The following is a 25,125-nucleotide window of genomic DNA, read 5'->3' as shown; positions in this document are numbered from 1 at the left end:
AAGCGCGCGGGTCAGCGCAAGCCGTGCTGGAACCCGAGCGATGCGGGGAGGGGAACGGGGGCGCCGTCGTGGGTGAGGGCCAGGCCCGCGCCGGGAGCGAAGGTGCCGACGCGGGTGGCGGCGACCGCGGGGTGCGCGTCGGTGGCGAAGAGCAGTTCGTAATCGTCGCCCGCGGTGGCGGCGGCGAGGCGGGTCGCAAGCCCGTCGCCCGCCTGCGCGACCAGTTCGAGGGACAGCGGCACGCGGGCCAGGTCGATCGTCGCGCTCAGCCCGCTCGCCGCCGCCATCCGCGCGGCATCGATCAGCAGGCCGTCGCTGACGTCCATCATCGCGTGGACATGAGCGGCGAGCGCGCGCCCCTCCACAAGCCGGGGTGTCGGGCGGCGATAGCGGGCGAGCAGCGTGGCGGGGCCGGGGCAGCCGCGCGCGATCGCCAGCCCCGCGCCCGCGTCGCCGATCGTGCCCGTCACCCACAGCCCGTCGCCCGGGCGCGCGCCGGATCGCGGCGGAGCGGGGGCGTCGCGGCCGATCGCGGTGCACGTCAGGACACGCGCCGCGCCGGGCGGAAGGCTCACCGTATCGCCGCCGAGGATGGGGCAATCGAACGCGGCGAGCACCCCGGCCAGCCCGTCGAGAAACGCGCCATCCCAGGCCGGATCGGTCAGCGGCAGGTTGAGCAGCACGCCTTCGACCAGCGCACCCTTGGCGGCAAGATCGGACAGGTTGGTCGCGACCAGCTTCCATGCCACGTCCTGCGGCGGGTCGGTGGGGAGGAAGTGAATGCCCTCCACCATCGTATCGGTGGTGAGGATATAGGGGCCGAGCGTGGCGGTGTCGTCGCCCAGGCCGTGCGCGCCGGGGTGGAGCGGAAGGGTGCGCAGGCGGGCGAGGAACGCGGCTTCGGTCATGCGCGGGCAGGGTTAGCGCCGGGAACGCCCCCTGTCTCGCCCGCCCCGTGTCTCGCCCGCCCCGTGTCTCGCCCGCCCCTGTCTCGCCCGTCCCGTGTCACCCCGTCGCGGCGCGGACGCAGTTCCGGCCGCCGCGCTTGGCGGCGTACAGCGCCAGGTCGGCGGCGCCGATCAGGTCGGCGGGGGCCATGCCGGGGCGCCACGGCGCGATGCCGCAGCTGAGCGAGGTCAGGACCGCGACGTTGCCGTCGTGGTGGACCGGACGGCGGGCGACCGTGTCGGCGATGCGTTCGCAGGCGCGCTGCGCGTCGGGATGGTCGGAGGCGAAGAGGATGACGAATTCGTCCCCGCCCAGCCGCGCGACCACGTCGTCGCCGCGCACGCCCGCGGCCAGCCGGCGCGCGATCTCGACCAGGACGGCATCGCCGACCTGATGCCCGTTGGCGTCGTTGACCGCCTTGAACCGGTCGACGTCGATCATCGCCAGCGTCGCCGGACCGTGGCCGCGGCCAGCCGTGCGGCCAGGCGCTTGTCGAACCCGCCGCGGTTGAGCAGGCCGGTCAGCCCGTCGGTATCGGCGGCGTGGCGCAACGCGGCCTCCGCCTGCGTGCGGGCGGTGACGTCGCGGACGGTGGCGACGACCGAGGTCGCATGGCCGTCGTCGATCACCGCCTTGAACGCGGCCTCCAGCGTCACGCCCGGACGGTGCGGCAGCACCAGTTCGGCGGTGCGGACCGCGCCCGACGACAGTGCGGCGGCGAACGCCTCCACCGCGGCGGGTTCCACCCGCGCGCCGGGGCGCGACAGCGACGAGCCGACCATCCGTCGCGCGCCGATCCCCAAAAGGTCGTTGATCGGGCCGTGCGCCGACAGGCACACGCCCGCGGGATCGAACCGCAGCAGCACGTCGGTCGAATGCGCCATCAGCAGCCGCAGCGTCTCTTCGCGTTCGTGCAGCCGCAGCAGCGCGTCGTGGCGCGCGCCGACCACTGCGGCGACGGGCAGCGCCGTCAGCGTCAGCGCGGCCAGATAGAATTGGAACGCGTAGGTCTGCACCAGGACATCGCCCGACAAGGTCGCGAACGGCCCCGAATCGAGCAGCGTCGCCAGCGCGCCGACCAGCGCGATGACCAGCACGCCCGCCTGCACCCCCAGCCGCCCGACGCGGAACGCCGAGACGATCAGCGGGATGAAGGTGGCGAACAGGATCGGCAGCGGGGGGCCGGTGAAGACGAACAGCGCCACCGCGGCGGTCAGCGCGACCAAGGCGGCGCGTTCCGCACGGCCCGCCCAGCTGCGCGAGCGGAAGCAGCGCTGGTACTCGCCCGACACCATGTCGGCCAGGAACGGCGTCAGGATCAGCAGGCCCAGCGCGCTGCTGGCGAACCAGCGCAGCGCCGAGGGAGCGAGCGGTGTGCCGAAATTGATCGCGCCCGCGATCGCCCCCAGCGTCCCGCCCATCGCGGGCGCGGCCAGGCCGGCCCAGAGAATGAAGCGCGTCAGGCTGGCGCCGTCGGCCAGCAGCCCGCCCTCCCACCGGTGGCGGCGCAGCATGTGCGCGGCGAACAGCACCTGCGCCATGTTGATCGCGCCGTACAGCACCAGCCACGGACCCCAGCCCCGGGTGGCGATGTTCGCGGCCAGATTGGCCAGCCATCCCGCCCACAGGATCGCCGGCCATGTCGCGCGCGGACGCGTCAGCAGCAGCGCCAGCACGACCGCATCGGCGGGCCAGACGGTCGCGTGGCTGCGACCGTCGCTGGTCAGCACGATCGTGGCGGTCGCCAGCGCGAAATAGCCGAGCGCCGCGCCCAGTGGCGCGGTCCAGGCGTTCGCATGCTCCCTCCACCGGCTCGTCATCGCGCAACCGTAGACGAAAGAAGGTAAATCACCCGCAAACGAACCGGCGCGCCGCGCATCACGCGTCGCGCTTTTCCCCATCGAGCCTGGCCCCGTCGAGCAAGGCGGCGCGGCGCGCCTCCACCGCGGCATCGGCCGCTCGTTGCGCCTTCGTGCGGCCGTGGAGCGCGCGATTCGCCGCGGCTTTCGACGCCTTGTCGTCGCGCGCCTTCGCCTTTCGAAGGCGGTTGAGATTCACGACGTCGCCCATCGTCAGCCGTGCACGTCCTTCGCGATGGCATCGAGCAGACCGTTGACGAAGCCCGATTCGCGGCGTTCGTAGAAGGCGTGGGCGACGTCGACATATTCGCTGATCGCCGCCGCGGCGGGCACGTCCGCGCGCGCGATCAGCTCGTACGTGCCCGCACGCAGGATCGCCTTCATCGGCCGGTCGAGCCGGTCGAGTGCCCAGCCCTTCGCCAGCTTCGCCGCGATCAGCGCGTCGATCTCCGCCGCGCGGGCATGGGCGCCGGTCACGATGTCGTCGAAGAACTGGATGTCGGCCTCCGCATATTCGACGTCCTCGATCGTCGCGCCGATGCGGTGGTTGTGGAATTCGTGGAGCAGCGCGGGGATCGCGGTCCCCTCCATGTCGTGCTGGTACAACGCCTGGACGGCGGCGAGCCGCGCGGCGGCGCGGGCGCGCGAGCGGGCGGGAGAGCGGGGTGCGGAACGGGCCATAGCCGCCGCCCTGTAGGCGCAAGGGGCGGGGTCGTCACCCCTGCGTGGTGGTTCGGGGTGGCTTCCTCCCCCCGTGCGGGGAGAGGAACTGGGTAGACGCCCTACCGGTTCGTCCGCAGCCGCAGCGCCACGGAGCGCGCGTGCGCGGGCAGGCCCTCCGCCTCCGCCAGTGCGATCGTGGCGGGGCCGAGTTCGGCGAGCGCGGTCTCGTCCAGTTGCAGGAAGCTGGTCCGCTTCATGAAGTCCGTCACGCCCAGGCCGCTGGCGAAGCGCGCGCGCCGGCCGGTGGGCAGGACGTGGTTTGGACCGGCGACGTAATCCCCGATCGCCTCGGGCGTGTGCCGTCCCAGGAAGGCGGAGCCGGCGTGGCGGAGCCGGTCGAACAGCGACTGCGCGCGATCCGCGTCGCAGGCGAACTGCACGTGTTCGGGGGCCAGGCGGTCGACCAGCGGGATCGCGTCCTCCAGCGTCGGCACGATCACGATCGCGCCATTGTCCGCCCAGGCGACGCGCGCGACTTCGCGCGTCGGCAGGTCGACGAGCTGGCGGTCCACCGCGGCGGCGACGCGGTCGGCGAAGGCGGCGTCGTCGGTCAGCAGGATCGATTGCGTCGTGGGATCGTGCTCGGCCTGGCTCAGCAGGTCGGCGGCGGTCCATTCGGGATCGTTCGCGCCGTCCGCGACGACGACGATCTCGCTCGGCCCCGCGACCATGTCGATGCCGACGACGCCGTACACCTGCCGCTTCGCCTCCGCGACCCAGGCGTTGCCGGGGCCGGTGACGACGTCGACGCGCGCGATTCGTTTGGTGCCGTAGGCGAGCGCGGCGATCGCCTGCGCGCCGCCGATGCGCCACACCTCGTCCGCGCGCGCCACATGCGCGGCGGCCAGGACGAGGGGGTTGATCTGTCCGTCGGGCGTCGGCGTGACCACGACCAGCCGCTCCACCCCCGCGACGCGCGCGGGGATGGCGTTCATCAGCAACGTCGACGGATAGGCCGCACGTCCGCCGGGGACGTAGATCCCGGCCGCATCGACCGCGCGCCAGCGCGCGCCCAGCCGCACGCCGGCGGCGTCGGTATAGGCGGTATCCACCGGCCGCTGTCGTTCATGATAGGCGCGGATGCGCGATGCGGCGAGGTCGAGCGCGGTGCGCAGGCCGGGTTCCAGCGCCTCGAAGGCGGCGGCGCAGGCCGCGGCGTCGACGCGCCAGCCGGTGTCGTCGAGGTCGTGGCGGTCCAGCTTCGTCGTGAAGGCGCGCACCGCGGCATCGCCCTCGTCCCGCACGCTGCGGATGATCGTCGACACGTCGCGCGCGACGTCAGTCGCGGTCTCGCGGCGGTCGTCGACCAGCGTGGCGAACCGCGTCTCGAAGTCCGGGTCGGAGGCGTCGAGCTTCATCATTCGTCGGTCCCAATACATCATTTGTGTCCCCGCGAAGGCGGGGACCCAGACTGGGCTCCCGCCTTCGCGGGAGCACATCGGACTATGCAACCGCCCCGCGAAACGCCTCGACCAGCGGGAAGACATGCGCGCGGGTCTTCATCGCGGCGCGGTTCACAACGAGGCGCGCGGACACGTCCATGATCCGTTCCACCTCCACCAGCCCGTTCTCCTTCAGCGTGCGGCCCGACGACACCAGGTCGACGATCCGCGCGGCGAGGCCGAGCGTGGGGGCCAACTCCATCGCGCCGTTCAGCTTGATGCATTCCGCCTGCACCCCGCGGCGCGCGAAATGCTCCGCCGTCACGTGCGGATATTTGGTCGCGACGCGCACGTGGCTCCAGCCGCGGGGATCGTCCTGCGCCGCCATGTCGACCGGCTCGGCGACCGACAGGCGGCAATGGCCGATGCCCAGGTCCACGGGCGCGTACAGTTCGGGATAGGCGAATTCGGCTAGCACGTCCGACCCGACGATCCCGAGTTGCGCGGCGCCGTGCGCGACGAACGTGGCGACGTCGAAGGCGCGGACGCGGATCAGCTCGATCGCGGCATCCTGCGTGGCGAAGCGCAAGGCGCGGCTGTCCTCGTCGCCGAACGCCGCCTCCGGCACGATGCCGGCGCGGGCGAGGAGCGGGAGCGCCTCTTTCAGGATGCGGCCCTTGGGCACCGCGATGACGATCGTATCGGCCATGTCGCCGCGGGCTTTACGAGGCGGGGGGTGGGCGCGCAATGATCCGTGGCAGGGAGGCGCACATGGCGGACGAATCGACCAATCGCGCGGCGTTCGCGGTGCAGGCGGGCTATTGCGACGCCATGGCCGCGCCCGTCACCGCCGCGATCGCGCGCGCTCTGGGGACCGGCATCACGCGGGCGAGCGCGACCGGGCGGCGCGTGCTGGACTGGCCGGGGGAGCCGGTGGCGGATGCCCTGGTCCTGCGGCTGATCGGCGGGTTGCACGCGCTGCACCGCGCGGGCGGGGATGCGGACCTGGCGCGGATGTTCGGGGGCGATCCGGGGGATGTCGATGCGGTGCTGGTGCGGCACGACGCCGCGCTGCTGCCGTGGCTGGACGGGCCGCCGCAGACGAACGAGGCTGCGCGGTCGGCCGGATTGATGACGGGCCTGCTCCACGTCGTCGCGCGGACGGCGCAGCCCGTGGCGGTGCTGGAGATCGGGTCCAGCGCGGGGTTGAACCTGCTGATCGGGCGGATGCGCTTCGACCTGGGCGGGGTGAAAACCGGGCCGGTCGGGTCGCCGCTGGTCATCCGGCCCGACTGGAAGGGGCCGCCGCCGCCCGCCGCATCGGTGACGGTCGCGTCGGCGCGGGGGGTTGATATCGCGCCGGTCGACGTGCGCGACGCGGCGCAGGCGGCGCGGCTGGCGGGATATGTGTGGGTCGATGCGGCGGAGCGGCTCGACCGGCTGGAGACGGGGATCGCGATGATCCGCGCCGATCCCGTCGCGCTCGATGCGGGCGATGCGGCGGACTGGGTCGAGGCGCGGCTGGCGGAACCGCAGGCGGACGGGGTGACGCGCGTGCTGATGCATTCGGTCGTGTGGCAATATCTGCCGCCCGCGACGCAGGCGCGCATCCGCGAGGCGATGGCGGCGGCGGGGGCACGCGCCACGGCCGCGCGGCCGCTGGCGTGGGTGATGATGGAGCCCAATCGCGACCTGCACCGGCACGAGGTCCGCGTGCGGCTGTGGCCGGGGGATCGTCCGATGGAACTGGTCGCGCTGACCCATGCGCACGGGGCGTGGGTGGAGGGGCTGGCCCCGCCGTACGAGACGCGGGATTATGTGATGCGGCAGCCGTCCTACTGACCGAAGCGCCGCCCGATCGCGGCGCGACCGGCGTTCCGCGGTTGCACGCCCGGCATGCGTGGGGCACAGCCGGTACGAAGGGGCGCAACCCATGGGCGGCATCATCATCCGCAACCTGTCGGACCAGCTGGTCGATCTGGTCCGCGATCGCATCCTGGCAGGGACGGTGGCGGGCGATCGCGCGATCCGGCAGGATGCGCTGGCGGCCGAGCTTGGCGTCAGCAAGATCCCGCTGCGCGAGGCGCTGACCCGGCTGGAGCAGGAAGGGCTGGTCCGGTCGGAGGCCAATCGCGGCTATTTCGTGCGCGACCTGTCCGCCGCGGAGGCGGAAGAAGTCTATGCCTTGCGGCTGAAGCTGGAGCCCGAGATGGTCGGCCTGGCGGCGACGCGCGCGGACGAGGCGGAGCGGCGCCACGCGATCGAAACGCTGGGGCAGCTGGACGAGGTGACCGACGCGCACGGCGACGGGGTGGGCGCGTTCAACCGCGCCTTCCATCTGGCGCTGATCCGTCCGGCGCGGCAACCGATCACGGCGACGGTGCTGGAACGGTTGCACGTGATGGGCGAGCGGTACGTCCGCAAGCATCTGGAGCCGCTGGGCCGCGACCGGCGCGCCAACGACGAACATGCCGAACTGCTCCACAGCTGGCTGGCGCGCGACGTGGCGCATGTCGCGTTGCTGATGCGCGCGCATGTGGCGAAGACGATGGCCGACCTGCGGCGGCAGCTGGCGCAGGAATGACATGACGAAGGGGCGGGCATGACGATCGCGACGGCGCTGGCGATGCTGCTGGCGGGGGCGGCACAGGCCGCGCCGGTGCGTGCCCCCGCCGCGGCGCAGGCGGGCACGTCCGCCGACGCGCGCTTCCGCGGGCTGGCGGACGCGGAATATGCGTGGCGCAAGACCCTGCGCGGCGCGGACGAGGATGCGCCCGTGCGGGAGCGATCCGGCCTGCCCGACGTCGGCCCCCGGGCGCAGGCGGCGAAGCTGGCGCGCTGGACCGCCACGATCGCCGCGCTGGACGCGATCGATCCGCGCGCCCTGTCGCCCTCGGCGCGCGAGGATTACGTGGTCTATCGCACGCAGGTGGAGGCGCTGCTGGCCGAGCAGCGCTTCCGCGACTACGAAAAGCCGCTGAACGCGGACACCAGCTTCTGGATGGGCATCGCGGGCATGGCGCGCGAGACGTATCGCGACGAGCCCGCGCTGCGCCGCTATTTGTCGCGACTGGCGCAATTGCCGCGCTATTACGACCAGCAGATCGTGAACATGCGCGCCGGGCTGGCGCGCGGGTTCACGCCGCCGAAGGTGACGCTGCAAGGGCGCGACGCGGGCGTGGCGGAGATCGTGGCCGCGGGGGCGGGCAACACATCCCCCTTCTACGCGCCCTTCGTCGACCTGCCCGCGACCATCCCCGCGGCCCGGCAGGCGGCGTTGCGCGACGAGGCGCGGCGCGTGATCGCGTCCGCCGCGGTCCCCGCGCATGCGACGTTGCTGGCGTTCCTGCGCGACACCTACATCCCCGGCGCGCGCGCGACGCTGGCGGCGCGCGACCTGCCCGACGGGCGCGCCTATTACGATTCGAAGGTCCGCGAATACGTCACCCGCGACATGACCGCGGAGCAGGTGCATGCGCTGGGCCTGCGCGAGGTCGCTGCGATCCAGGCGCGGATGCGCACGGTGATGGCACAGGTGAAGTGGAAGGGCGACCTGCCGTCGTTCCTGACGCATCTGCGCACCGATCCGCGCTTCTACGCCACCTCGCCGCAGGACCTGCTGAACCGCGCGGCGTGGATCGCCAAGACGTTCGACGGGAAGGCGGCGGACTGGTTCGGGCGGCTGCCGCGCGGGCGGTTCGCCATCCGGCCGGTGCCCGCGGACATCGCGCCCTTCTACACCAGCGGGCGCGGCGGGCCGGGGGTGTATCTGGTCAACACCTACAATCTGCCCGCGCGCGGCCTGTATTCGCTGCCCGCGCTGACGCTGCACGAAAGCGCGCCGGGCCATTCGTGGCAGATGTCGTTCGCCGCGGAGCTGGAGGGCCTGCCCGATTATCGTCGCGACACGTACATCTCGGCGTACGGGGAAGGATGGGCGCTGTATTGCGAGGCGCTGGGCGAGGACATGGGCATGTACGAGACGCCGTACGAGGTGTTCGGGATGCTCAGCTACCAGATGTGGCGCGCCGCGCGGCTGGTGATCGACACCGGCATCCATGCGAAGGGATGGTCGCGCGACCGGGCGCAGGCCTATCTGCGCGACAATACGGCGCTGTCCGACCACGAGGTGACGACCGAGGTCGATCGCTACATCGGCTGGCCGGGGCAGGCGCTGAGCTATTACATGGGCGAGCTGGCGTTCCTGTCCGCGCGCGACCGGGCGAAAAAGGCGCTGGGCGGGAAGTTCGACATCCGCGCCTTCCACGATGCGATGCTGAGCCTGGGATCGGTGCCGTTGCCGCTGGTCGATGCGCGCGCGGACCGCTTCATTGCCGAAGGTGGCAAGGGGCCGTACCCCCTGCCTTAGGAAGGGACGGCTGCATCATCGGGATGCGCCGCGGCCCTGCGCCTTCTTCCGCCGCCCGCGACCGCCGCGGGCGGGTGGTCGAGCGAATGTCGATGCGGGTAGCGGGGCGACTGGACCCGGCGATCCGGCCGTTATATCATCGGACAAATCCGACGCGTCGGCAGGGATCGCCGCGTCTCGACAGGAAGGATGATCGATGGCGCTACCCAGTCAGCCGGCACCGCATGCCGCAGCCCCCTTGCCGGGTGGAGGCTATGGCCGGGCGCTGGGCCTGCTGGCCAGCCTGTTCTTCATGTGGGGCTTCATCACCGTCATCAACAACACGCTGCTGCCCCACCTGCGCAGCGTGTTCGACCTGAACTATACGCAGACGACGCTGATCGAAAGCGTGTGGTTCATCGCCTATTTCTTCGCGTCGATCCCCTCGGCGAAGCTGATCGAGCGGATCGGGTATCAGAAATCGCTGGTCATCGGCCTGCTCGTCATGGCGGCGGGCGCGGCGGGGATGACGCTGGCGGCGAGCATCCCGTCCTACGGGGTGACGTTGGTGATGCTGTTCGTGATCGCCAGCGGCATCACGCTGTTGCAGGTCGCGGCCAACCCCTATGTCGCGGTCATCGGTCCGCCCGCCACCGCCTCGTCGCGGCTGAACCTGGTGCAGGCGATGAATTCGGCGGGCACGATGCTGGCGCCGCTGTTCGGCGCGTATCTGATCCTCGGCCGCTCCAAGGGCGGCACCGCGCAGGGCGACGTCGTGCTGACGCAGGCGGAGCGGCTGGCGGATGCGCAGTCGGTGATCCTGCCGTACGTCCTCGTCGCGATCGTGCTGGTCGTCCTGGCCTTCGTGATCGCGCGCTTTCCGCTTCCGGCCATGGGGACGGCGACCAGCCGCGTGGCGAAAGCGGATCGCAAGAACCATTCGCTGTGGAAGCATCGCAACCTGGTGTTCGGCATCCCCGCGATCTTCATCTACCTGATCGCGGAGATCGGGGTCGCGAACCTGTTCGTGAATTTCGTCAGCCAGCCCGACATCGCCAGCCTGACGCACGAGCAGGCGGGGCGGTACCTGACGTTCCTGTGGGGCGGGATGATGGTCGGCCGCTTCGCGGGGTCCGCGATCATGCAGAAGATCCCGGCGGAAACGGTCCTGGCGGCATTTTCGGTCGGCGCGTTCGTCGTCATGCTGGTGGCGGTCTTCACCACCGGGCCGGTGGCGATGTGGGCCTTGATCTCGGTCGGGCTGTTCCACTCGATCATGTTCCCCACGATCTTCACGCTGGGCATCCGCGGCCTGGGCCCGCTGACCGAGGAGGGGTCGGGGCTGCTCATCATGGCGATCGCGGGCGGTGCGCTGGTGGTCGTGCAGGGCTGGCTGGCGGATCGCTACGGATTGCAGACGTCCTTCCTGCTGACCGCGGTGTGCGAATTGTACATCCTGTTCTACGCGCTGTGGGGGGCGAAGCCGACCAACGCGCTGCCCGACCCGGAACCGGTCGCGGCGGCCTGATCCCGGCGCGCGACGGGTGGTCGCAAACGCCCCCTGTTGCGCTCATGGGACCGCTACCATATTCGATCCACAGGATCAGGAGCCGATGATGACCGACACCAGCACTCTCGCACGCGACGCGCTGCGATCGATCGATGCCGCCTCCGGGGAGCCCGTGGGCGAACCGCTTCCCACGCACACCGCCGCCGACGTCGCCGCGGTATGTGCCGCGGCGGAGGCCGCGTTCGACGCCTATCGCGCGACCGACGCGGAAAGCCGGGCCGCGTTTCTGGAGCGGATCGGGGCGGAAATCGTCGCGCTGGGCGATCCCCTGATCGAGGCGGGGTGCCGCGAGAGCGGCCTGCCGCGCGCGCGGATCGAGGGCGAGCGCGGGCGCACCGTGGGACAGCTGAAACTGTTCGCCACCGTCCTGCGCCGCGGCGACTGGATGGGCCTGCGCATCGATCCCGCGATGCCCGATCGCGCGCCGCTGCCGCGTCCCGACCTGCGGCTGCGCATGGTGCCGCTCGGCCCCGTGGCGGTGTTCGGTGCGTCGAACTTCCCGCTCGCCTTCTCCACCGCGGGCGGCGACACCGCCTCGGCGCTGGCGGCGGGCTGCCCCGTGGTCGTGAAGCAGCATCCCGCGCATCCGCAGACCGCCGCCCTGGTGGCGCAGGCGATCCGCGCGGCGGTGAAGGCGTGCGATCTGCCCGCGGGCGTGTTCGGCGAACTGACGGGCGCGAGCAACGACCTGGGCGGCGCGCTGGTGCGCGATCCGCGCATCGCCGCGGTCGGGTTCACGGGATCGCGCGGTGGCGGGCTGGCGCTGGTGAAGATCGCGCAGGAGCGCGACGTGCCGATCCCGGTCTATGCCGAGATGTCGAGCATCAACCCCGTCGTCCTGTGCCCCGCCGCGCTGGCGGCGCGCGGCGCGGCGCTGGGCACCGCCTTCGTCGGATCGCTGACGATGGGTGCGGGGCAGTTCTGCACCAACCCCGGTCTGGTACTGGCGATCGAGGGCGAGGGGCTGGACGCGTTCACCGACGCCGCCGCGACCGCGCTGGCGGAGGCGGGGGCGCAGGTGATGCTGACGCAGGGCATCCACGCCGCCTATGAAAAGGGCGTCGACGCGCTGGCGGGCCGGGCCGAGACGATCGCGCGCGGCAAGATCGGGGAGGGAGTCGCCCGCGGGCAGGCGGCGTTCTTCTCCACCACGGCGCAGGCGTTCCTGGCCGATGCGGCGCTGGGGCATGAGGTGTTCGGCGCGTCGTCGCTGCTGGTCCGCTGCCGCGACGAGGCCGAGCTGACCGCGGTGCTCGCGGCGGCGGAGGGGCAGCTGACCGCGACGCTGCACATGGACGACGGCGACACCGAGCTTGCCGCGCGGCTCGTGCCGGTGCTGGAGAGGAAGGCGGGGCGCATCCTCGCCAACGGCTGGCCCACCGGCGTCGAGGTCGCGGACGCGATGGTCCATGGCGGGCCGTTCCCCGCGACGTCGGACGCGCGGACGACCTCGGTCGGCAGCCTCGCGATCGACCGCTTCCTGCGCCCGGTATCGTACCAGAACCTGCCGCAGGCGCTGCTGCCCGCGGTGCTGCGCGACGGCGGACAGGACGCCGCGCCGGTTCTGCGCAACGGCGCCTGGGCGTAAGGCCGATGTCGCGGCGGGGGCGTGTGTCCCCCGCCGCGGCGATCGGATCGGGGGCCTAGCCGAGCGGGACCATCCGCACCGGCAGGCCGTCCTTGGGACGCGGGATCGGGAAGATCGCCCAGTCGCGTCCGGCGTCATCGTCCAGTTCGATGCGGTAATGGCGCAGGACATGCGCCATCAGCATCTTAATCTGCATCGTCGCGAAGTGCAGCCCGATGCACATATGCGCGCCGCCGCCGAACGGCACCCAGGCGAAACGGTGCCGCCCCTTCGCATTCTCCGGCGCGAACCGCATCGGATCGAACCGTTCGGAATCGGGCCAATGCTCCGCCATGTGGTGCGTGTAGCTGACGTTGACGCCGACGAACGTGCCCGCGGGAATGTCGTACCCGCCGAAGGAGAAGTCGCGCATCGCGCGGCGCGGGATCGACGGCACCGGCGGCATGATCCGTAACGATTCCTTGAAGGCGTATTCGGTCAGGACCAGTTTATCGAGGTCCCCGTGCCCGACATGGTCGTCGTTGCGGCCCAGCGACAGTACCTCCTCGCGCAGCCGTTCCTGCCATTCCCTGTTGCGGCCCAGCATCATCACCATGCTGGTCGCCGACGACGTGATCGTGTCGTGCGCGGCCATCATCAGGAAGTTCATGTGGTCGACGATCGCCTGGTCCGACAGCGGCTCCCCCGCCTCGTCGGTGGCGCGGCAAAATTGCGAGAAGAAATCCTGGCCGTCGCCGGTGCGGCGCGCGGGGATCTCGCGGCTGAACCAGTCGACCAGATACGCGCGCGCCTCCACGCCCTTGCGCATCATGGTGCCGGGCAGGGGCGAGCGCACGACCGACACCGAGGCGCGGACTTCGTCCACGAACGCCTGGTTGATCTTCGCCGCCTCCGGCCCCAGCGGCACGCCCAAGAAGCTGGCGGCGGCGAGATCGAGGCTGAGCGCCTTTATCGCATCGTAGAATTTGATCGGCTGGCCCGACCAGTCGCGGATCGCGGCGGCGATGCCGCGGTCCAGTTCGGCGGCGTAATGGCGCATCGGTTCGGGCTTGAACGCGACCGACAGCGCCTTTCGATCCTGCCGGTGCTTCTCGAAATCCATCAGCATCAGGCCGCGGGGAAAGACGAGGTTCAACACCGGTCCCCAGCCCTGCTCGCTGGAGAAATTCCGGTCCTTGTCGAACAGGACCAGTTCGTTCGCGTCCGGCCCCAGCAGAACGACCGAGTCGCCGCCGAAGCTGTTGCTGCGATAGACCGGGCCGTGCCGGGCGACCATCTTGCGCTGGAACGCCAGCGGGTCCTTCAGGATCTCCAGCGTGTTGCCGACGAAGGGCCAGCCGCGCTGCCCCGGAATGTGGCTCAGGGTCCTGCGGGGATTGAGCGGGAGCCAGTGCGGATTGGCTTCGATCGTGTGCGCATGCGGCATCGGCGGCTCCCGTGGCTTACTGACACGGGTATAAGTAAGCGCGGCGGGATTGACCAGTGGTTACGGGTCGGGTGGCATCGGGAGCGATTTACCGGGCGCACGCACCCCTCCCCGTTCGGGCTGAGCGACGTCGAAGCCCATGTTCGACCCTTGGGCGCGCGCCCTTCGACTTCGCTCAGGGCGAACGGAGGGTTCGTGGTGAGGAGGGGATGAGCGTAGCCGACGTCCCGTCCCGAAGCACGGGCACGGTCCTTCGAGACGCCGCTTCGCGGCTCCTCAGGACGAACGGCTGGTTCGCGTCACCCCAGTCGCGTGCGCAGGTCCAACATCGCCAGTGCCGCCTTCGCCGCGCCGCCGCCCTTGTCGAGCTGCGCGGGATCGGCGCGCGCGATCGCTTGCGCCTCGTCCTCGGTCGTCAGGATGCCGTTGCCGATCGCGATGCCGTCCATCGTCAGCGCCATGATGCCGCGCGCGCTTTCGTTCGCGACGATCTCGAAATGGTACGTCTCGCCGCGGATCACGACGCCCAGCGCCACGAACGCGTCGTAGCGGCCGCCCTCGACCGCCAGCGCGATCGCGCCGGGCACTTCCAGCGCGCCGGGGACGGTGACGACGTCGACCTCATGCCCCGCCAGCGCCGCCTTCGCGCCCGCGACCAGCATGTCGTTCAGATGGTCGTAGAAGCGCGCTTCGACGATGAGGACGCGGGCCATGGGTTACTCCTGAAATCGACTGGCCTCACCCTTCCGGCGCTTCGCGCCTCCCTCCATCTCCCGACGGGAGAGGGAAGGGGCCCGCCGCCGAAGGCGGTGGGAAGGGTGAGGTCAGATATTACTTGCGGCTCAATCCACCGCGCGCTCGCCGACGATCGACAGGCCGTAGCCGTCGAGGCCGACGAGCGTGTGATGGGTGTTCGTCAGCAGGATCATGTCGTGGACGCCGAGTTCGGCCAGGATCATCGCGCCGACGCCATAGTCGCGCAATTCCTCCATCTCGATCTCCACCTTCTCCCCCGCCTTGCGCTTCACCGCGGTGGTGAAGGCGTCGGCGCGCTGGCGATTGATGACGACGACGACGCCCGCCCCGTCGTCCGCGATGATCTCCATCGAGCGCGACAGCATGCGGCTGCGCTCCGAATCCTCGCCGAAGATGTCCGCGAAGGGGGACAGAGCGTGCATCCGCACCAGCGTGGGCTTCGTCGGGTCGACGCGCCCCTTGACCAGGGCGACCTGTTCCGTGCCCGTCGCCTTGTTGCGATAGGCGCGGACGGTCCAGTCGCCGCCCCAGCGGCTCTTGAACGGCGCCTCGCTGACCAGCTGCACCAGATGGTCGTGGCGACGGCGATAGGCGATGAGGTCGCGGATCGTGCCGATCTTCAGGCTGTGGAGCTGCGCGAACGACACCAGATCGTCGAGCCGCGCCATCGTCCCGTCCTCGTTCATGATCTCGCAGATCACGCCCGAGGGGTTGAGGCCGGCGAGCCGCGATACGTCCACCGCCGCCTCGGTATGGCCCGCGCGCACCAGCACGCCGCCGTCGCGCGCCACCAATGGGAAGACGTGGCCCGGCGTCACGATGTCGGCGCGGCCCTTCGTCGCGTCGACCGCCACGGCCACGGTGCGCGCACGATCCGCGGCGGAGATGCCGGTCGTGACGCCCTCGCGCGCCTCGATCGAGACGGTGAAGGCGGTTTCGTGCCGGGTGCCGTTGTTGCGGCTCATCAGTTCGAGGCCGAGCGTCTCGACCCGGTCCTTCGTCATGGCGAGGCAGATCAGCCCGCGGCCGTGACGCGCCATGAAATTGATCTTCTCCGGCGTCGCCATCTGCGCCGGGATGACCAGGTCGCCCTCGTTCTCGCGATCCTCGTCGTCGACCAGGATGAACATGCGCCCGTTGCGCGCCTCGTCGATGATCTCCTCCGGGCTGGACAGATAGCCGTGCCGCAGGCGCGAGAGTTCGGCGGGTTTATTGGCGGCCACGATAATGCTCCATCCGTTGGAGGTAGCGGGCGAGCACGTCGATCTCGACGTGCACGGCCTGTCCGGTGGTCAGGTCGCCCAGCGTCGTGACGGCCTGCGTATGCGGGATGAGGTTGATCGCGAAGACGCTGGCGTCCGATGCGTCGTCGACCTCGTTGACGGTCAGCGATACGCCGTCGATCGTCACCGACCCCTTGGGCGCGAGGAAGGGGGCAAGATCGGTCGGCACGCGGAAGGCGATGCGCTTCGAATCGCCGTCGGCGCGGATATCGACGACCTCGGCGACACCGTCGACATGGCCGGTGACGATATGCCCGCCCAGTTCGTCGCCCAGCTTCATCGCGCGTTCCAGGTTCAGGCGACGACCCTGGCGCCACAGCCCCGGCGCGGTGCGGCGAATCGTCTCGCCCGACACGTCGACCGCGAACCAGCCCGCGCCCCCCGCGTCCACGCCCTTGTCGACGACGGTCAGGCAGACGCCCGAGCAGGCGATCGACGCGCCGAGGTCGATCCCGGCGGTGTCGTAGCCGGTGGAGACGACGACACGCGTGTCCCCGCGCGCCTCGACACGCGCGACCGTTCCCACGTCGCTGACGATCCCGGTAAACATCAGCCGCGCTCGTACACCTCCACCCGGTCCACGCCAAGCATGCGTGAATCGAGCAGCGTCCAGCGTCCATGCGCGCCCGACAGATCGGCCAGGCCGATATCCGGCAGGGCGCGCCCACCCCCGACGAACACGGGCGCGCGATACAATAGCAGCCGGTCAACGAGGTCCGCGGCGAGGAAGGCGGCGGCGGTCCGCGCGCCGCCCTCGATCAGCAGGTGGTCGCCGGGCAGGGCGGCGATGGATTGGGGGGACATGATCCACAACTGCCCGCCCTCATCCTTGCGCGCCGCTTCGCGTCGCCCCTTCCCTTTCCCGTCGGGAGAGGGAAGGGGCCCGCCCGCCGACAGAATGACCCGCACCGGCGACCGCCCCTCCAGCCCCGGCAACCGCACGTCGAGGCGCGGCGAGTCCGCATCCCATGTGCCGCGCCCGACCAGGATAAGCTCGTGCCGGCTGCGTTCGAGGTGCGCATGGGCGCGTGCTTCCGGGCCGGTGATCCATGTCGAGCGCCCGTCCGCCATGGCCACCGCGCCGTCGAGCGACAGCGCCAGTTTCAGCGTGACGTGCGGGCGGTCGAATCGTCGCCGGATCAGGAAGCCGGCCATGCTGCGCGCCGCCTCCGCCGCGCGCGTGCCGACGTCGGTCGCGATTCCCGCGGCGGCGAGCCGTGCCAGGCCCGCGCCGTCGGTGCGCGGATCGGGATCGCGCAGCGCCGCGACGACGCGCGCGACGCCCGCGGCGACGAGCAGGTCCGCGCAGGCGGGGCCCCGCGCGCTGTCGTGGGCGCAGGGTTCCAGCGTGACATAGGCGATCGCCCCCCGCGCCGCGTCCCCGGCCTGCGCCAGCGCCATCGCCTCGGCATGCGGACGCCCGCCCGGCTGCGTCCAGCCGCGCCCGACGACGCGGCCATCGCGCACGATCACGCAGCCGACATTGGGATTGGGCGCGGTCCGCCCCCTCGCGCGGTCGCCGAGCGCCAGCGCGGCGCCCATCCAGCGCGCGTCATCCGGTGCGTCGTGGTTCAGAGGCCCATGCTCGACAATTGATCGTCGAGCTTCTTGAACTGCGCCCGTACCGCGTCCTGCTGCTTCTTCAGCTGGGCCTCGTCCCGGTCGCGCTGGACCTGGTCGATCTTCTGCTGCGCCACGATCTCGGCATCGGTGCGATCCAGCTTCCACTGCTTCACGTACGTGATCTGGGGGCGATAGACCTTCTCGAAATGCGAATCCTTGACGAAGGCGAAGATCAGGAAAGCGGTGATCGCGATCGCGGCGGCGAGGAACCACAATTCCTGCGGGCCCCGGCCGACGACATGGTCGCGCAGGTCGCGCCAGGCGCGAAAGGGTGACATGCGGGCGAAGAAACCGGTCATGGACATTACATAGGCGCTTGGGCGCGCGCATTCGAGTCCAGTCGCGTCAGCGCGCGGTCGCGCCCGATCAGCGGCAGCAACGCCGCCATGTCCGGCCCGTGATCGCGCCCCGTCAGTGCGCGGCGCAGCGGCAGGAACAGCGCCTTGCCCTTTCGCCCCGTCTGCGCCTTCAGCGTTTCGGTCAGCGCGTGCCAGGGATCGGCCGACCAGTCGATCGCGCGCGCCGCGGCGGCGGCCTGCGCAACATAGTCGGCTTCCTCGCCCGTCGCTGCGACATCGCCGTCGATCACCGCCCACCAGTCCGCCGCTTCCGCGACGGTCGACAGGTTCGGCCGCACCGCCTCCCACGCCGCGGCGTCCATGCCCGCGGGCAGTCGCCCCGCCACCGCCTCGAACGGCAGCTGGTGGACGATCCGCGCATTGACCTGCGCCAGCTCGCGCTCGTCGAACCGCGCCGGGGCGCGGCCGAAGCGCGCCAGGTCGAACGCGGCGACCAGCGGGGCCGGATCGGCGGTCGGCACGACCGGGTCGCTGGTGCCCAGCCGGGCCAGCAGCGACACGATCGCGGCGGGCTCGACGCCGGCGTCGCGCATGTCATGCACCCCCAGCGAGCCCAGCCGCTTCGACAGTTTTCCCTCCGCCCCGGTCAGCAATGCGGCATGCGCGAAGCGCGGCGGCGCGGCGTCCAGCGCGGCGAACATCTGCGTCTGCACCGCCGTATTGGCGACATGGTCCTCGCCGCGCACGACGTCGGTCACGCCCATGTCGACGTCGTCGATGACGCTGGGCAGCAGGTACAGCCACGATCCGTCGGCACGACGGATGACGGGGTCGCCGATCGTGCGCGGATCGAACGACTGGGCGCCGCGGATCGCATCGTCCCACGTGATCGGCGCATCATGGTCGAGCCGGAAGCGCCAGTGCGGCGCCACCCCCTCGGCGGCGAAACGGGCATGATCCGCATCGGTCAGCGCCAGCGCCGCGCGGTCGTAGATCGGCGGCAGCCCGCGGCCCAGCAGCACCTTGCGCCTGAGATCCAGCTCGCCCTGCGTCTCATACGCGGGATAGATGCGGCCCGCGGTGCGCAGGGCGTCGAACACGGCCTCGTACCGGTCGAACCGCGCCGACTGCCGCTCCTCGCCATCCGGATGCAGCCCCAGCCAGGCGAGGTCGGCGCGGATCGCCTCGACATATCGCTCCTCGCTGCGCGCCGCGTCGGTATCGTCGATCCGCAACAGGAAGCGCCCGCCGTCGCGCCGCGCGAGCATCCAGTTGTGCAGCGCCGCGCGCACGTTGCCGACGTGGAGCAGGCCGGTCGGAGAGGGGGCGAAACGGGTGACGGTCATGCCGCTGCTTAAGCCTCGGGTCTTCCGCTCGCCACCCTTTGCGTTCTAAGGCGGCCCGCGAAAGGGTCCCGTCCATGAAATTGATGACCGGCAATTCCAACCTGCCGCTGGCCAAGGCGATCTCCGACTATCTGGAGACGCCGCTGACCGAGGCGCTGGTGCGGCGGTTCGCGGACGAGGAGATCTTCGTCGAGATCATGGAGAACGTGCGCGGGGAGGACGTCTTCATCCTCCAGTCGACCAGCTACCCGGTCAACGACAACCTGATGGAATTGCTGATCTGCATCGACGCGCTGAAGCGTGCGTCGGCGAAGCGGATCACCGCGGTCGTGCCGTATTTCGGCTATGCGCGGCAGGACCGGAAGCCCGGCCCGCGCACCCCCATCTCGGCCAAGCTGGTCGCGGACCTCATCACCACCGCGGGCGCGCACCGCGTCCTGTCGGTCGACCTGCATGCCGGGCAGATCCAGGGATTCTTCGACATCCCGACCGACAATCTGTTCGCCGCGCCCGTCATGTCGCACGACATCCGCGCGCGATTCGGGACGCAGAACCTGACCGTCGTCTCCCCCGACGTCGGCGGCGTGGTGCGCGCGCGCGCGCTGTCGAAGCGGCTCGACAACGCCCCCCTCGCGATCGTCGACAAAAGGCGCGAGCGTGCGGGCGAATCGGAGGTGATGAACATCATCGGCGAGGTCGAGGGGCGGTTCTGCATCCTGATCGACGATATCGTCGATTCGGCCGGCACCCTGTGCAACGCCGCGGCGGCGCTGCGCGAGGCGGGGGCGCAGGACGTGGTCGCCTATGTCAGCCACGGCGTCCTGTCGGGCGGCGCGATCGCGCGGGTCGAAGGATCGGTGCTGACCGAGCTGGTCGTGACCGATTCGATCGGCAACCAGGACATGGTCCGCGATTCGGGCAAGCTGCGCCACCTGACCATCGCCCCGCTGCTGGCGGAGGCGATCCGGCGGATCGCGGACGAATCGAGCGTGTCCAGCCTGTTCGACTGATTCCGTTCGCCACAGCCGTTGGGCCTGAGCGACGTCGACGGCTACGGCAGGTCAGTGGCCGCACGCCGCGGCCAAGCCGCGTCGTCGAACGGGTTCGGCGTCGCCGACTCGCCGGCCGGGCCGCCGGTTCGCTGCGCGACCGGCGCGAGCGTGGTCGCGCCTACCGGCGGCTCAGCGCCACGATATGGTCGAACACCGCGGGGTGCAGCGGCTTGGCGAAGGCGCAGCCGTAGCGGGTCTTGTCGCGCCAGGCGACGACCGCCTCCAGCGCGGCGAGGCCCGGCATCGTCAGCCACACGGTCGTCCCGGGCCACAAGGTGAAGCCGGTATTGGCGCGAAAGCCGGTCACCGACAGGTCGACGACCTCGATTTCGAACCGCGTCGTGCCGCGGTCGCGCAGCTGCGCGCGCATCGTGACCGCCTTGCGCAGCGCGCGGCGGCTTTCATCCTCCTCGGACGGGATCGGGAACGGGACCGCGTTTTCCATGGGTCCCGTCTTGCGCCGCGAAGGTTAATCTTCCGCAAACATCGGTTTGCGTGGCGCGCGCACGCCGCTGCGCCCGCGACGCTTCAGTTCGGCCTTCAAAACTTCCGGCTTCGGCGCGACGAGGAAGCCGAAGCTGACCGTCCCCGCCTTCGTCTCGACCGCGTGATGGAGGCGATGCGCCTGGACGATCCGCTTCATGTAGCGCGATTTCGGCAGGTAGCGCGTCCGGACGCGTTCGTGGACGATCACGTCGTGGAAGCCGAAATAGATCGCGCCGTAGGCCGCGATGCCCGCCCCGATCCACGCGAAGCCGGGCCACCAGCCCAGCTGCACCCCGCCCAGCAGCAGCACGATCGACGGCACCGCGAAGATCACGCCGTACAGGTCGTTCAGCTCGAACCGCCCGGTGCGCGCGCGGTGGTGGCTTTCGTGCAGGAACCAGCCCGGCCCATGCATCACCCAGCGGTGCATGACATAGGCGAATCCCTCCATGAACGCGACGGTGGCGAGGAACAGCGCGGATCCGGCAAGCCATGACATGCCCGCCATATAGCCATCGTGCCCCCCGCCCGCTACGTCGCACCGCATCATGACCGACGACATTCGCACCGCCGCTCTCGAATCCAAGGCCTGGCCGTACGAGGAGGCGCGCAAGCTGCTGAAGCGCTGGCCCGACGGAAAGCCGGGCGGGGCGCCGATGCTGTTCGAAACCGGCTACGGCCCGTCGGGCCTGCCGCATATCGGCACGTTCCAGGAAGTGCTGCGCACCACGATGGTGCGGCGCGCGTACGAGGAGATGACCGGGAGGCCGACGCGGCTGATCGCGTTCAGCGACGACATGGACGGGCTGCGCAAGGTGCCCGACAACGTGCCGGAGAAGGAGATGCTGACCGCGCATCTGGGCAAGCCGTTGTCGCGCATCCCCGATCCGTTCGGGAAGTTCGACAGTTTCGCGGCGCACAACAACGCCATGCTGCGCGCCTTCCTCGACCGGTTCGGCTTCGATTACGAATTCGCGTCCTCGACCGATTATTATGCGTCGGGCCGGTTCGACGACAAGCTGCGCGACGTGCTGCGCCAGTATGACGCGATCATGGCGGTGATGCTGCCGACGCTGCGCAGCGAGCGGCAGGCGACCTACTCGCCGGTCCTGCCGATCAGCGCGAAGAGCGGCATCGTTCTTCAGGTGCCGGTCGCGGTCGTCGATGCCGACGCGGGCATCGTCCGCTTCGTCGATACCAGCGTGGCGGGGGGCGAGACGGTCGAACAGTCGATCCTGGGCGGGCGGGCGAAGCTGCAATGGAAGCCCGACTGGGGCCTGCGCTGGGCCGCGCTGGGCGTCGATTACGAGATGTACGGCAAGGACCTGATCGATTCGGCGATCCTGAGCGGCAAGATCGCGCAGATCCTGGGCGGGCGACGGCCGGAGGGTTTGATCGCCGAGCTGTTCCTCGACGCCAATGGCGAGAAGATCAGCAAGTCCAAGGGCAACGGCCTCAGCATCGAGGAATGGCTGACCTACGGCCCCGACGAAAGCCTGGCCTTCTACATCTATCGCGAGCCGAAGAAGGCGAAGTCGCTCCACCTCGGCCTGATCCCGCGGGCGGTGGACGATTACTGGCAGTTCCGCGGCAATTATGCGGGGCAGGCGGACAAGGAGCGGCTGGGCAATCCGGTCCACCACGTCCATTCCGGCCCCCCGCCCGAGGGCGCGTTGCCGGTGACGTTCGGGCTGCTGCTGAACCTCGTCGGCGTGATGGGGGAGGCGTCGAAGGAGCAGGTGTGGGGATATCTGGGCAATTACGTCGCGGATGCCACGGCGGCGCGGCACCCCGACCTCGATCGCCTGATCGATCACGCGCTGGCGTACCATCGCGATTTCGTCGCGCCGACGCTGAACCGCCGCGCGCCGGACGCGACCGAGCGCGCCGCGCTGGAGCGGCTGGACGCGGCGCTCGCCACGCTGGACGCCGACGCGAGCGCGGAGGACATCCAGAACCACGTGTACGAGATCGGCAAGACCGGCGGCTTCGCCGAGCTGCGCGACTGGTTCAGGGCGCTGTACGAGACGTTGCTGGGCACCAGCCAGGGGCCGCGGATGGGCAGTTTCATCAAGCTGTACGGCGTGGAGAATTCCCGCCGGCTGATCGCGGAGGCGCTAGCGCGGTGAGCGAGCAGCATTCGTGTCCCCGCGAAGGCGGGGACCCAGGCGGGGCCTCCGCCTTCGCGGCGGCACAAGGGTAGTGGTACGGATGCCTTCCCCCCGCCCGCGCCTCCACGTGCTGCGCGCCTTCCTTCGCAACGAGGCGGCGGGCGGGGTCGTGCTGATCGCGGCGACGGTATTGGCCTTGCTGGCGGCGAACCTGCCCGTCACCGCGGCGCTGTACGACCATGCGATCCATGCCCGGACCGGGCCGGTCCTGTCGCCCGCACTGGGGCCGATGACGGTGCACCTGTGGATCAACGACGCGGCGATGGCGCTGTTCTTCCTGGTCGTGGGGCTGGAGATCAAGCGCGAGATCGTCGACGGGCGGCTGTCGAGCGCGGACCGGCGGCGGTTGCCGTTCATCGCCGCGGCGGCGGGGATGGCGGTGCCCGCGCTGGCCTATCTGGCGGTCGCGGGCGACGATCCGGGGTTGCAGCGCGGGTGGGCGATCCCGGCGGCGACCGACATCGCCTTCGCCATCGGTGTCCTCGCGCTGCTGGGGCGGCGGGTGCCGTCCGCGCTGAAGCTGCTGCTGGCCACGATCGCGATCGTCGACGACATGGGGGCGGTGGCGATCATCGCGGTCGCCTATACCGAGGCGATCGACGTCGCCGCGCTGGCGGGGGCGGGCGCCGCGCTGGTCGTCCTGTACGTCCTGAACCGTCGCGGGGTGATGGCGCTGTGGCCGTACCTGGCCGTCGGCGCGGCCTTGTGGCTGCTCGTCCTGCGATCGGGCATCCATGCCACGATCGCGGGCGTGCTGCTGGCGGCGCTGATCCCGATCCGCGTCTCCCCCGCCGCGCCCGACGATGCGACCTCCCCGCTGCATCGGCTGGAACATGCGCTGCACCCCTGGTCCGCCTTCGCCATCGTCCCCCTGTTCGCCTTCGCCAATGCGGGGGTCGCGCTGGCGGGCGTGACGTGGTCGGTCCTGCGCGAACCGCTCGTACTGGGCGTTGCGATCGGGCTGGCCGTCGGCAAGCCGGTGGGGATATTCGGCGCGATCGCGCTGGCGGAACGGCTGGGCATCGCGGCGCGGCCGCACGGCGTGACGTGGCGGCAGGTGCTGGGCCTGTCGCTGGTCGCGGGCATCGGCTTCACGATGAGCCTGTTCATCGGCGGCCTGGCGTTTCCGGGAGACGCGCCGTTGATCGAACAGGTGAAGCTGGGCGTGCTGACGGGATCGGTCGTGTCCGCGCTGGCCGGGGTCATGGTGCTGCTGGGCGCGGGGCGGGCGCGATGAAGCGCTTCCACGCCCCGGCGCAGGCGACCCACGCGCCGCAGCGCGAATTGCACAACGGCGGCTTCGCCCCCTATGCCGAGGTGCCCGCGCGGATCGATGCGATCCTGTCCGCGATCGGCGGCGCGGACCTGCCCGCGGACCGCGGGATCGATCCGATCGCGGCGGTGCACGATCCGGCGTATCTGGCCTTCCTTCGCGACGCGCCCGCCCTGTGGCGCGACGCGGGGCGGCCGGGGGATGCGATCCCCTACGCCTTTCCGATCCGCGGGCGGCGCCCGCTGACGCTGTCGCGGATCGACGCGTTGCTGGGCGCGCACGCCTTCGACGCGACGACGCCGATCACCGCGCAGGCGTGGACCGCCAGCTACTGGAGCGCGCAGTCGGCGCTGGCGGCGACGCAGGCGGTCCTGGACGGCGACCGCGCCGCCTTCGCCCTGTGCCGGCCGCCGGGGCACCATGCGGGGCGCGATTATTGCGGCGGATATTGCCACCTGAACGCCGCCGCCATCGCGGCGCAGGCGGCGCGCGACGCGGGGGTGGCGCGGGTCGCGATCCTCGACATCGACTATCACCACGGCAACGGGACGCAGGACATCTTCTGGCGGCGCGGCGACGTGTTCTACGCCAGCGTCCATGCCGATCCGGCGACCGATTATCCCTTCTACTGGGGCCATGCGGACGAGCGCGGGGAAGGGGCGGGCGCGGGCGCGACGCTGAACCGTCCGTTGCCGCAGGGGACCGCGATCGACCCCTTCCGCCGGGCGCAGAACGACCTGCTGACGGCGATCGCGGCGTTCGGCGCGGACATGCTGATCGTCAGCTTCGGCGCGGACACGTGGGAGGGCGATCCGATCAGCCATTTCGCGCTGACGACCGCGGATTATGCGGTGCTGGCGCGCGATATCGCGGCGCTGGGGCTGCCCACCGTCGTGGCGATGGAGGGCGGCTATGCGGTCGCGGCGCTGGGCGCGAACGTGGCGTCGTTCCTGTCGGGGTTCTGACGGTCCGTCGCGTCCCACGCAGGCGGG

25 protein-coding genes are annotated in these 25,125 nt (G+C 70.8%); 9 read left to right on the top strand and 16 right to left on the bottom strand.

Annotated elements, in window-relative coordinates; all coding sequences use genetic code 11:
- Window positions 1-11 precede the first annotated feature (11 nt).
- The 7 genes from thiL to hisG form a co-directional block, all read right to left on the bottom strand.
- Window positions 12-908 (bottom strand): thiamine-phosphate kinase, encoded by an 897-nt coding sequence (gene thiL / locus ASG29_RS01650; protein ID WP_055979239.1) that lies wholly within the window; start codon window positions 906-908, stop codon window positions 12-14.
- A 97-nt stretch (window positions 909-1,005) separates the two neighbouring features.
- Window positions 1,006-1,389: a GGDEF domain-containing protein gene (locus tag ASG29_RS01645; protein ID WP_055979236.1), complete on the bottom strand. Its 384-nt coding sequence runs from the start codon at window positions 1,387-1,389 to the stop codon at window positions 1,006-1,008.
- Window positions 1,386-2,768 carry an MASE1 domain-containing protein gene (locus ASG29_RS01640; RefSeq protein WP_055979231.1) on the bottom strand — a complete coding sequence of 461 codons (1,383 nt, stop codon included), beginning with the start codon at window positions 2,766-2,768 and terminating at the stop codon, window positions 1,386-1,388. Before ASG29_RS01640 ends, ASG29_RS01645 begins: the two co-directional genes overlap by 4 nt.
- A gap of 58 nt (window positions 2,769-2,826) precedes the next feature.
- Complete coding sequence (locus ASG29_RS01635; protein ID WP_055979229.1) at window positions 2,827-3,018, bottom strand: DUF4169 family protein; 192 nt, start codon at window positions 3,016-3,018, stop codon at window positions 2,827-2,829.
- A gap of 2 nt (window positions 3,019-3,020) precedes the next feature.
- Window positions 3,021-3,488 (bottom strand): transcription antitermination factor NusB, encoded by a 468-nt coding sequence (gene nusB / locus ASG29_RS01630; RefSeq protein ID WP_055979227.1) that lies wholly within the window; start codon window positions 3,486-3,488, stop codon window positions 3,021-3,023.
- A 101-nt stretch (window positions 3,489-3,589) separates the two neighbouring features.
- Window positions 3,590-4,891, bottom strand: coding sequence for a histidinol dehydrogenase (hisD, locus tag ASG29_RS01625; protein ID WP_055979224.1), 1,302 nt, complete (start codon window positions 4,889-4,891; stop codon window positions 3,590-3,592).
- Between the two features lie 82 nt (window positions 4,892-4,973).
- On the bottom strand, window positions 4,974-5,621 hold the full coding sequence (gene hisG / locus ASG29_RS01620) for an ATP phosphoribosyltransferase (protein WP_055979221.1): 648 nt from the start codon (window positions 5,619-5,621) through the stop codon (window positions 4,974-4,976).
- 62 nt (window positions 5,622-5,683) lie between these two features.
- Here hisG and ASG29_RS01615 point away from each other — a divergent pair, with 62 nt between their 5' ends.
- The 5 genes from ASG29_RS01615 to ASG29_RS01595 all read left to right on the top strand — a co-directional run bounded on the left by ASG29_RS01615 (window position 5,684) and on the right by ASG29_RS01595 (window position 12,418).
- Complete coding sequence (locus ASG29_RS01615) at window positions 5,684-6,754, top strand: DUF2332 domain-containing protein (protein WP_055979218.1); 1,071 nt, start codon at window positions 5,684-5,686, stop codon at window positions 6,752-6,754.
- Between the two features lie 91 nt (window positions 6,755-6,845).
- A complete protein-coding gene (locus ASG29_RS01610; protein ID WP_055979215.1) occupies window positions 6,846-7,496 on the top strand; it encodes a GntR family transcriptional regulator in 651 nt (216 codons plus the stop codon).
- Between the two features lie 18 nt (window positions 7,497-7,514).
- Entirely contained in the window at window positions 7,515-9,281 is a 1,767-nt protein-coding gene (locus ASG29_RS01605) for a DUF885 domain-containing protein (RefSeq protein WP_055979212.1), read from the top strand.
- A gap of 196 nt (window positions 9,282-9,477) precedes the next feature.
- Entirely contained in the window at window positions 9,478-10,788 is a 1,311-nt protein-coding gene (locus ASG29_RS01600) for a sugar MFS transporter (RefSeq protein WP_055979209.1), read from the top strand.
- An 88-nt stretch (window positions 10,789-10,876) separates the two neighbouring features.
- A complete protein-coding gene (locus ASG29_RS01595; RefSeq protein ID WP_055980681.1) occupies window positions 10,877-12,418 on the top strand; it encodes an aldehyde dehydrogenase (NADP(+)) in 1,542 nt (513 codons plus the stop codon).
- A 55-nt stretch (window positions 12,419-12,473) separates the two neighbouring features.
- Here the strand turns inward: ASG29_RS01595 and ASG29_RS01590 are convergent, their stop codons facing one another.
- The 7 genes from ASG29_RS01590 to ASG29_RS01560 form a co-directional block, all read right to left on the bottom strand.
- Entirely contained in the window at window positions 12,474-13,844 is a 1,371-nt protein-coding gene (locus ASG29_RS01590; RefSeq protein ID WP_055979206.1) for a cytochrome P450, read from the bottom strand.
- Between the two features lie 299 nt (window positions 13,845-14,143).
- Window positions 14,144-14,557: a 6,7-dimethyl-8-ribityllumazine synthase gene (gene ribH / locus ASG29_RS01585; protein WP_055979202.1), complete on the bottom strand. Its 414-nt coding sequence runs from the start codon at window positions 14,555-14,557 to the stop codon at window positions 14,144-14,146.
- 129 nt (window positions 14,558-14,686) lie between these two features.
- Window positions 14,687-15,823 carry a 3,4-dihydroxy-2-butanone-4-phosphate synthase gene (gene ribB / locus ASG29_RS01580; RefSeq protein WP_055979200.1) on the bottom strand — a complete coding sequence of 379 codons (1,137 nt, stop codon included), beginning with the start codon at window positions 15,821-15,823 and terminating at the stop codon, window positions 14,687-14,689.
- On the bottom strand, window positions 15,810-16,433 hold the full coding sequence (locus ASG29_RS01575) for a riboflavin synthase (RefSeq protein ID WP_055979197.1): 624 nt from the start codon (window positions 16,431-16,433) through the stop codon (window positions 15,810-15,812). The genes ribB and ASG29_RS01575 overlap by 14 nt, the downstream gene beginning before the upstream one ends.
- Entirely contained in the window at window positions 16,433-17,425 is a 993-nt protein-coding gene (gene ribD, locus ASG29_RS01570) for a bifunctional diaminohydroxyphosphoribosylaminopyrimidine deaminase/5-amino-6-(5-phosphoribosylamino)uracil reductase RibD (RefSeq protein WP_055979194.1), read from the bottom strand. Before ribD ends, ASG29_RS01575 begins: the two co-directional genes overlap by 1 nt.
- A gap of 29 nt (window positions 17,426-17,454) precedes the next feature.
- The gene (locus ASG29_RS01565; protein ID WP_055980678.1) at window positions 17,455-17,805 is read right to left on the bottom strand and encodes a hypothetical protein; all 351 of its coding nucleotides are present in this window, start codon (window positions 17,803-17,805) and stop codon (window positions 17,455-17,457) included.
- 5 nt (window positions 17,806-17,810) lie between these two features.
- Entirely contained in the window at window positions 17,811-19,151 is a 1,341-nt protein-coding gene (locus ASG29_RS01560; protein ID WP_055979191.1) for a glutamate--tRNA ligase, read from the bottom strand.
- Between the two features lie 74 nt (window positions 19,152-19,225).
- Here ASG29_RS01560 and ASG29_RS01555 point away from each other — a divergent pair, with 74 nt between their 5' ends.
- The gene (locus ASG29_RS01555; protein WP_055979187.1) at window positions 19,226-20,161 is read left to right on the top strand and encodes a ribose-phosphate pyrophosphokinase; all 936 of its coding nucleotides are present in this window, start codon (window positions 19,226-19,228) and stop codon (window positions 20,159-20,161) included.
- Between the two features lie 160 nt (window positions 20,162-20,321).
- Here ASG29_RS01555 and ASG29_RS01550 read toward each other — a convergent pair whose 3' ends face one another.
- Window positions 20,322-20,648, bottom strand: a complete 327-nt coding sequence (locus tag ASG29_RS01550; RefSeq protein WP_055979184.1) for a pilus assembly protein PilZ — start codon at window positions 20,646-20,648, stop codon at window positions 20,322-20,324.
- Between the two features lie 24 nt (window positions 20,649-20,672).
- Window positions 20,673-21,188, bottom strand: coding sequence for a sterol desaturase family protein (locus ASG29_RS01545; protein WP_082515613.1), 516 nt, complete (start codon window positions 21,186-21,188; stop codon window positions 20,673-20,675).
- A 49-nt stretch (window positions 21,189-21,237) separates the two neighbouring features.
- On the opposite strand from ASG29_RS01545, the gene ASG29_RS01540 reads away from it, so the two are divergent.
- The 3 genes from ASG29_RS01540 (at window position 21,238) to ASG29_RS01530 (ending at window position 25,098) form a co-directional block, all read left to right on the top strand.
- Window positions 21,238-22,818: a lysine--tRNA ligase gene (locus tag ASG29_RS01540; RefSeq protein ID WP_055979178.1), complete on the top strand. Its 1,581-nt coding sequence runs from the start codon at window positions 21,238-21,240 to the stop codon at window positions 22,816-22,818.
- A gap of 82 nt (window positions 22,819-22,900) precedes the next feature.
- On the top strand, window positions 22,901-24,097 hold the full coding sequence (nhaA, locus tag ASG29_RS01535; protein WP_055979175.1) for a Na+/H+ antiporter NhaA: 1,197 nt from the start codon (window positions 22,901-22,903) through the stop codon (window positions 24,095-24,097).
- Window positions 24,094-25,098 (top strand): histone deacetylase family protein, encoded by a 1,005-nt coding sequence (locus ASG29_RS01530; protein ID WP_055979171.1) that lies wholly within the window; start codon window positions 24,094-24,096, stop codon window positions 25,096-25,098. Before nhaA ends, ASG29_RS01530 begins: the two co-directional genes overlap by 4 nt.
- Window positions 25,099-25,125: the final 27 nt, after the last annotated feature.

This window comes from Sphingomonas sp. Leaf412, from assembly GCF_001425405.1.
GTDB lineage: Bacteria > Pseudomonadota > Alphaproteobacteria > Sphingomonadales > Sphingomonadaceae > Sphingomonas.
The sequence above is the reverse complement of the archived record's forward strand: the minus strand, read 5'-3'. Positions and strand labels throughout refer to the sequence as shown.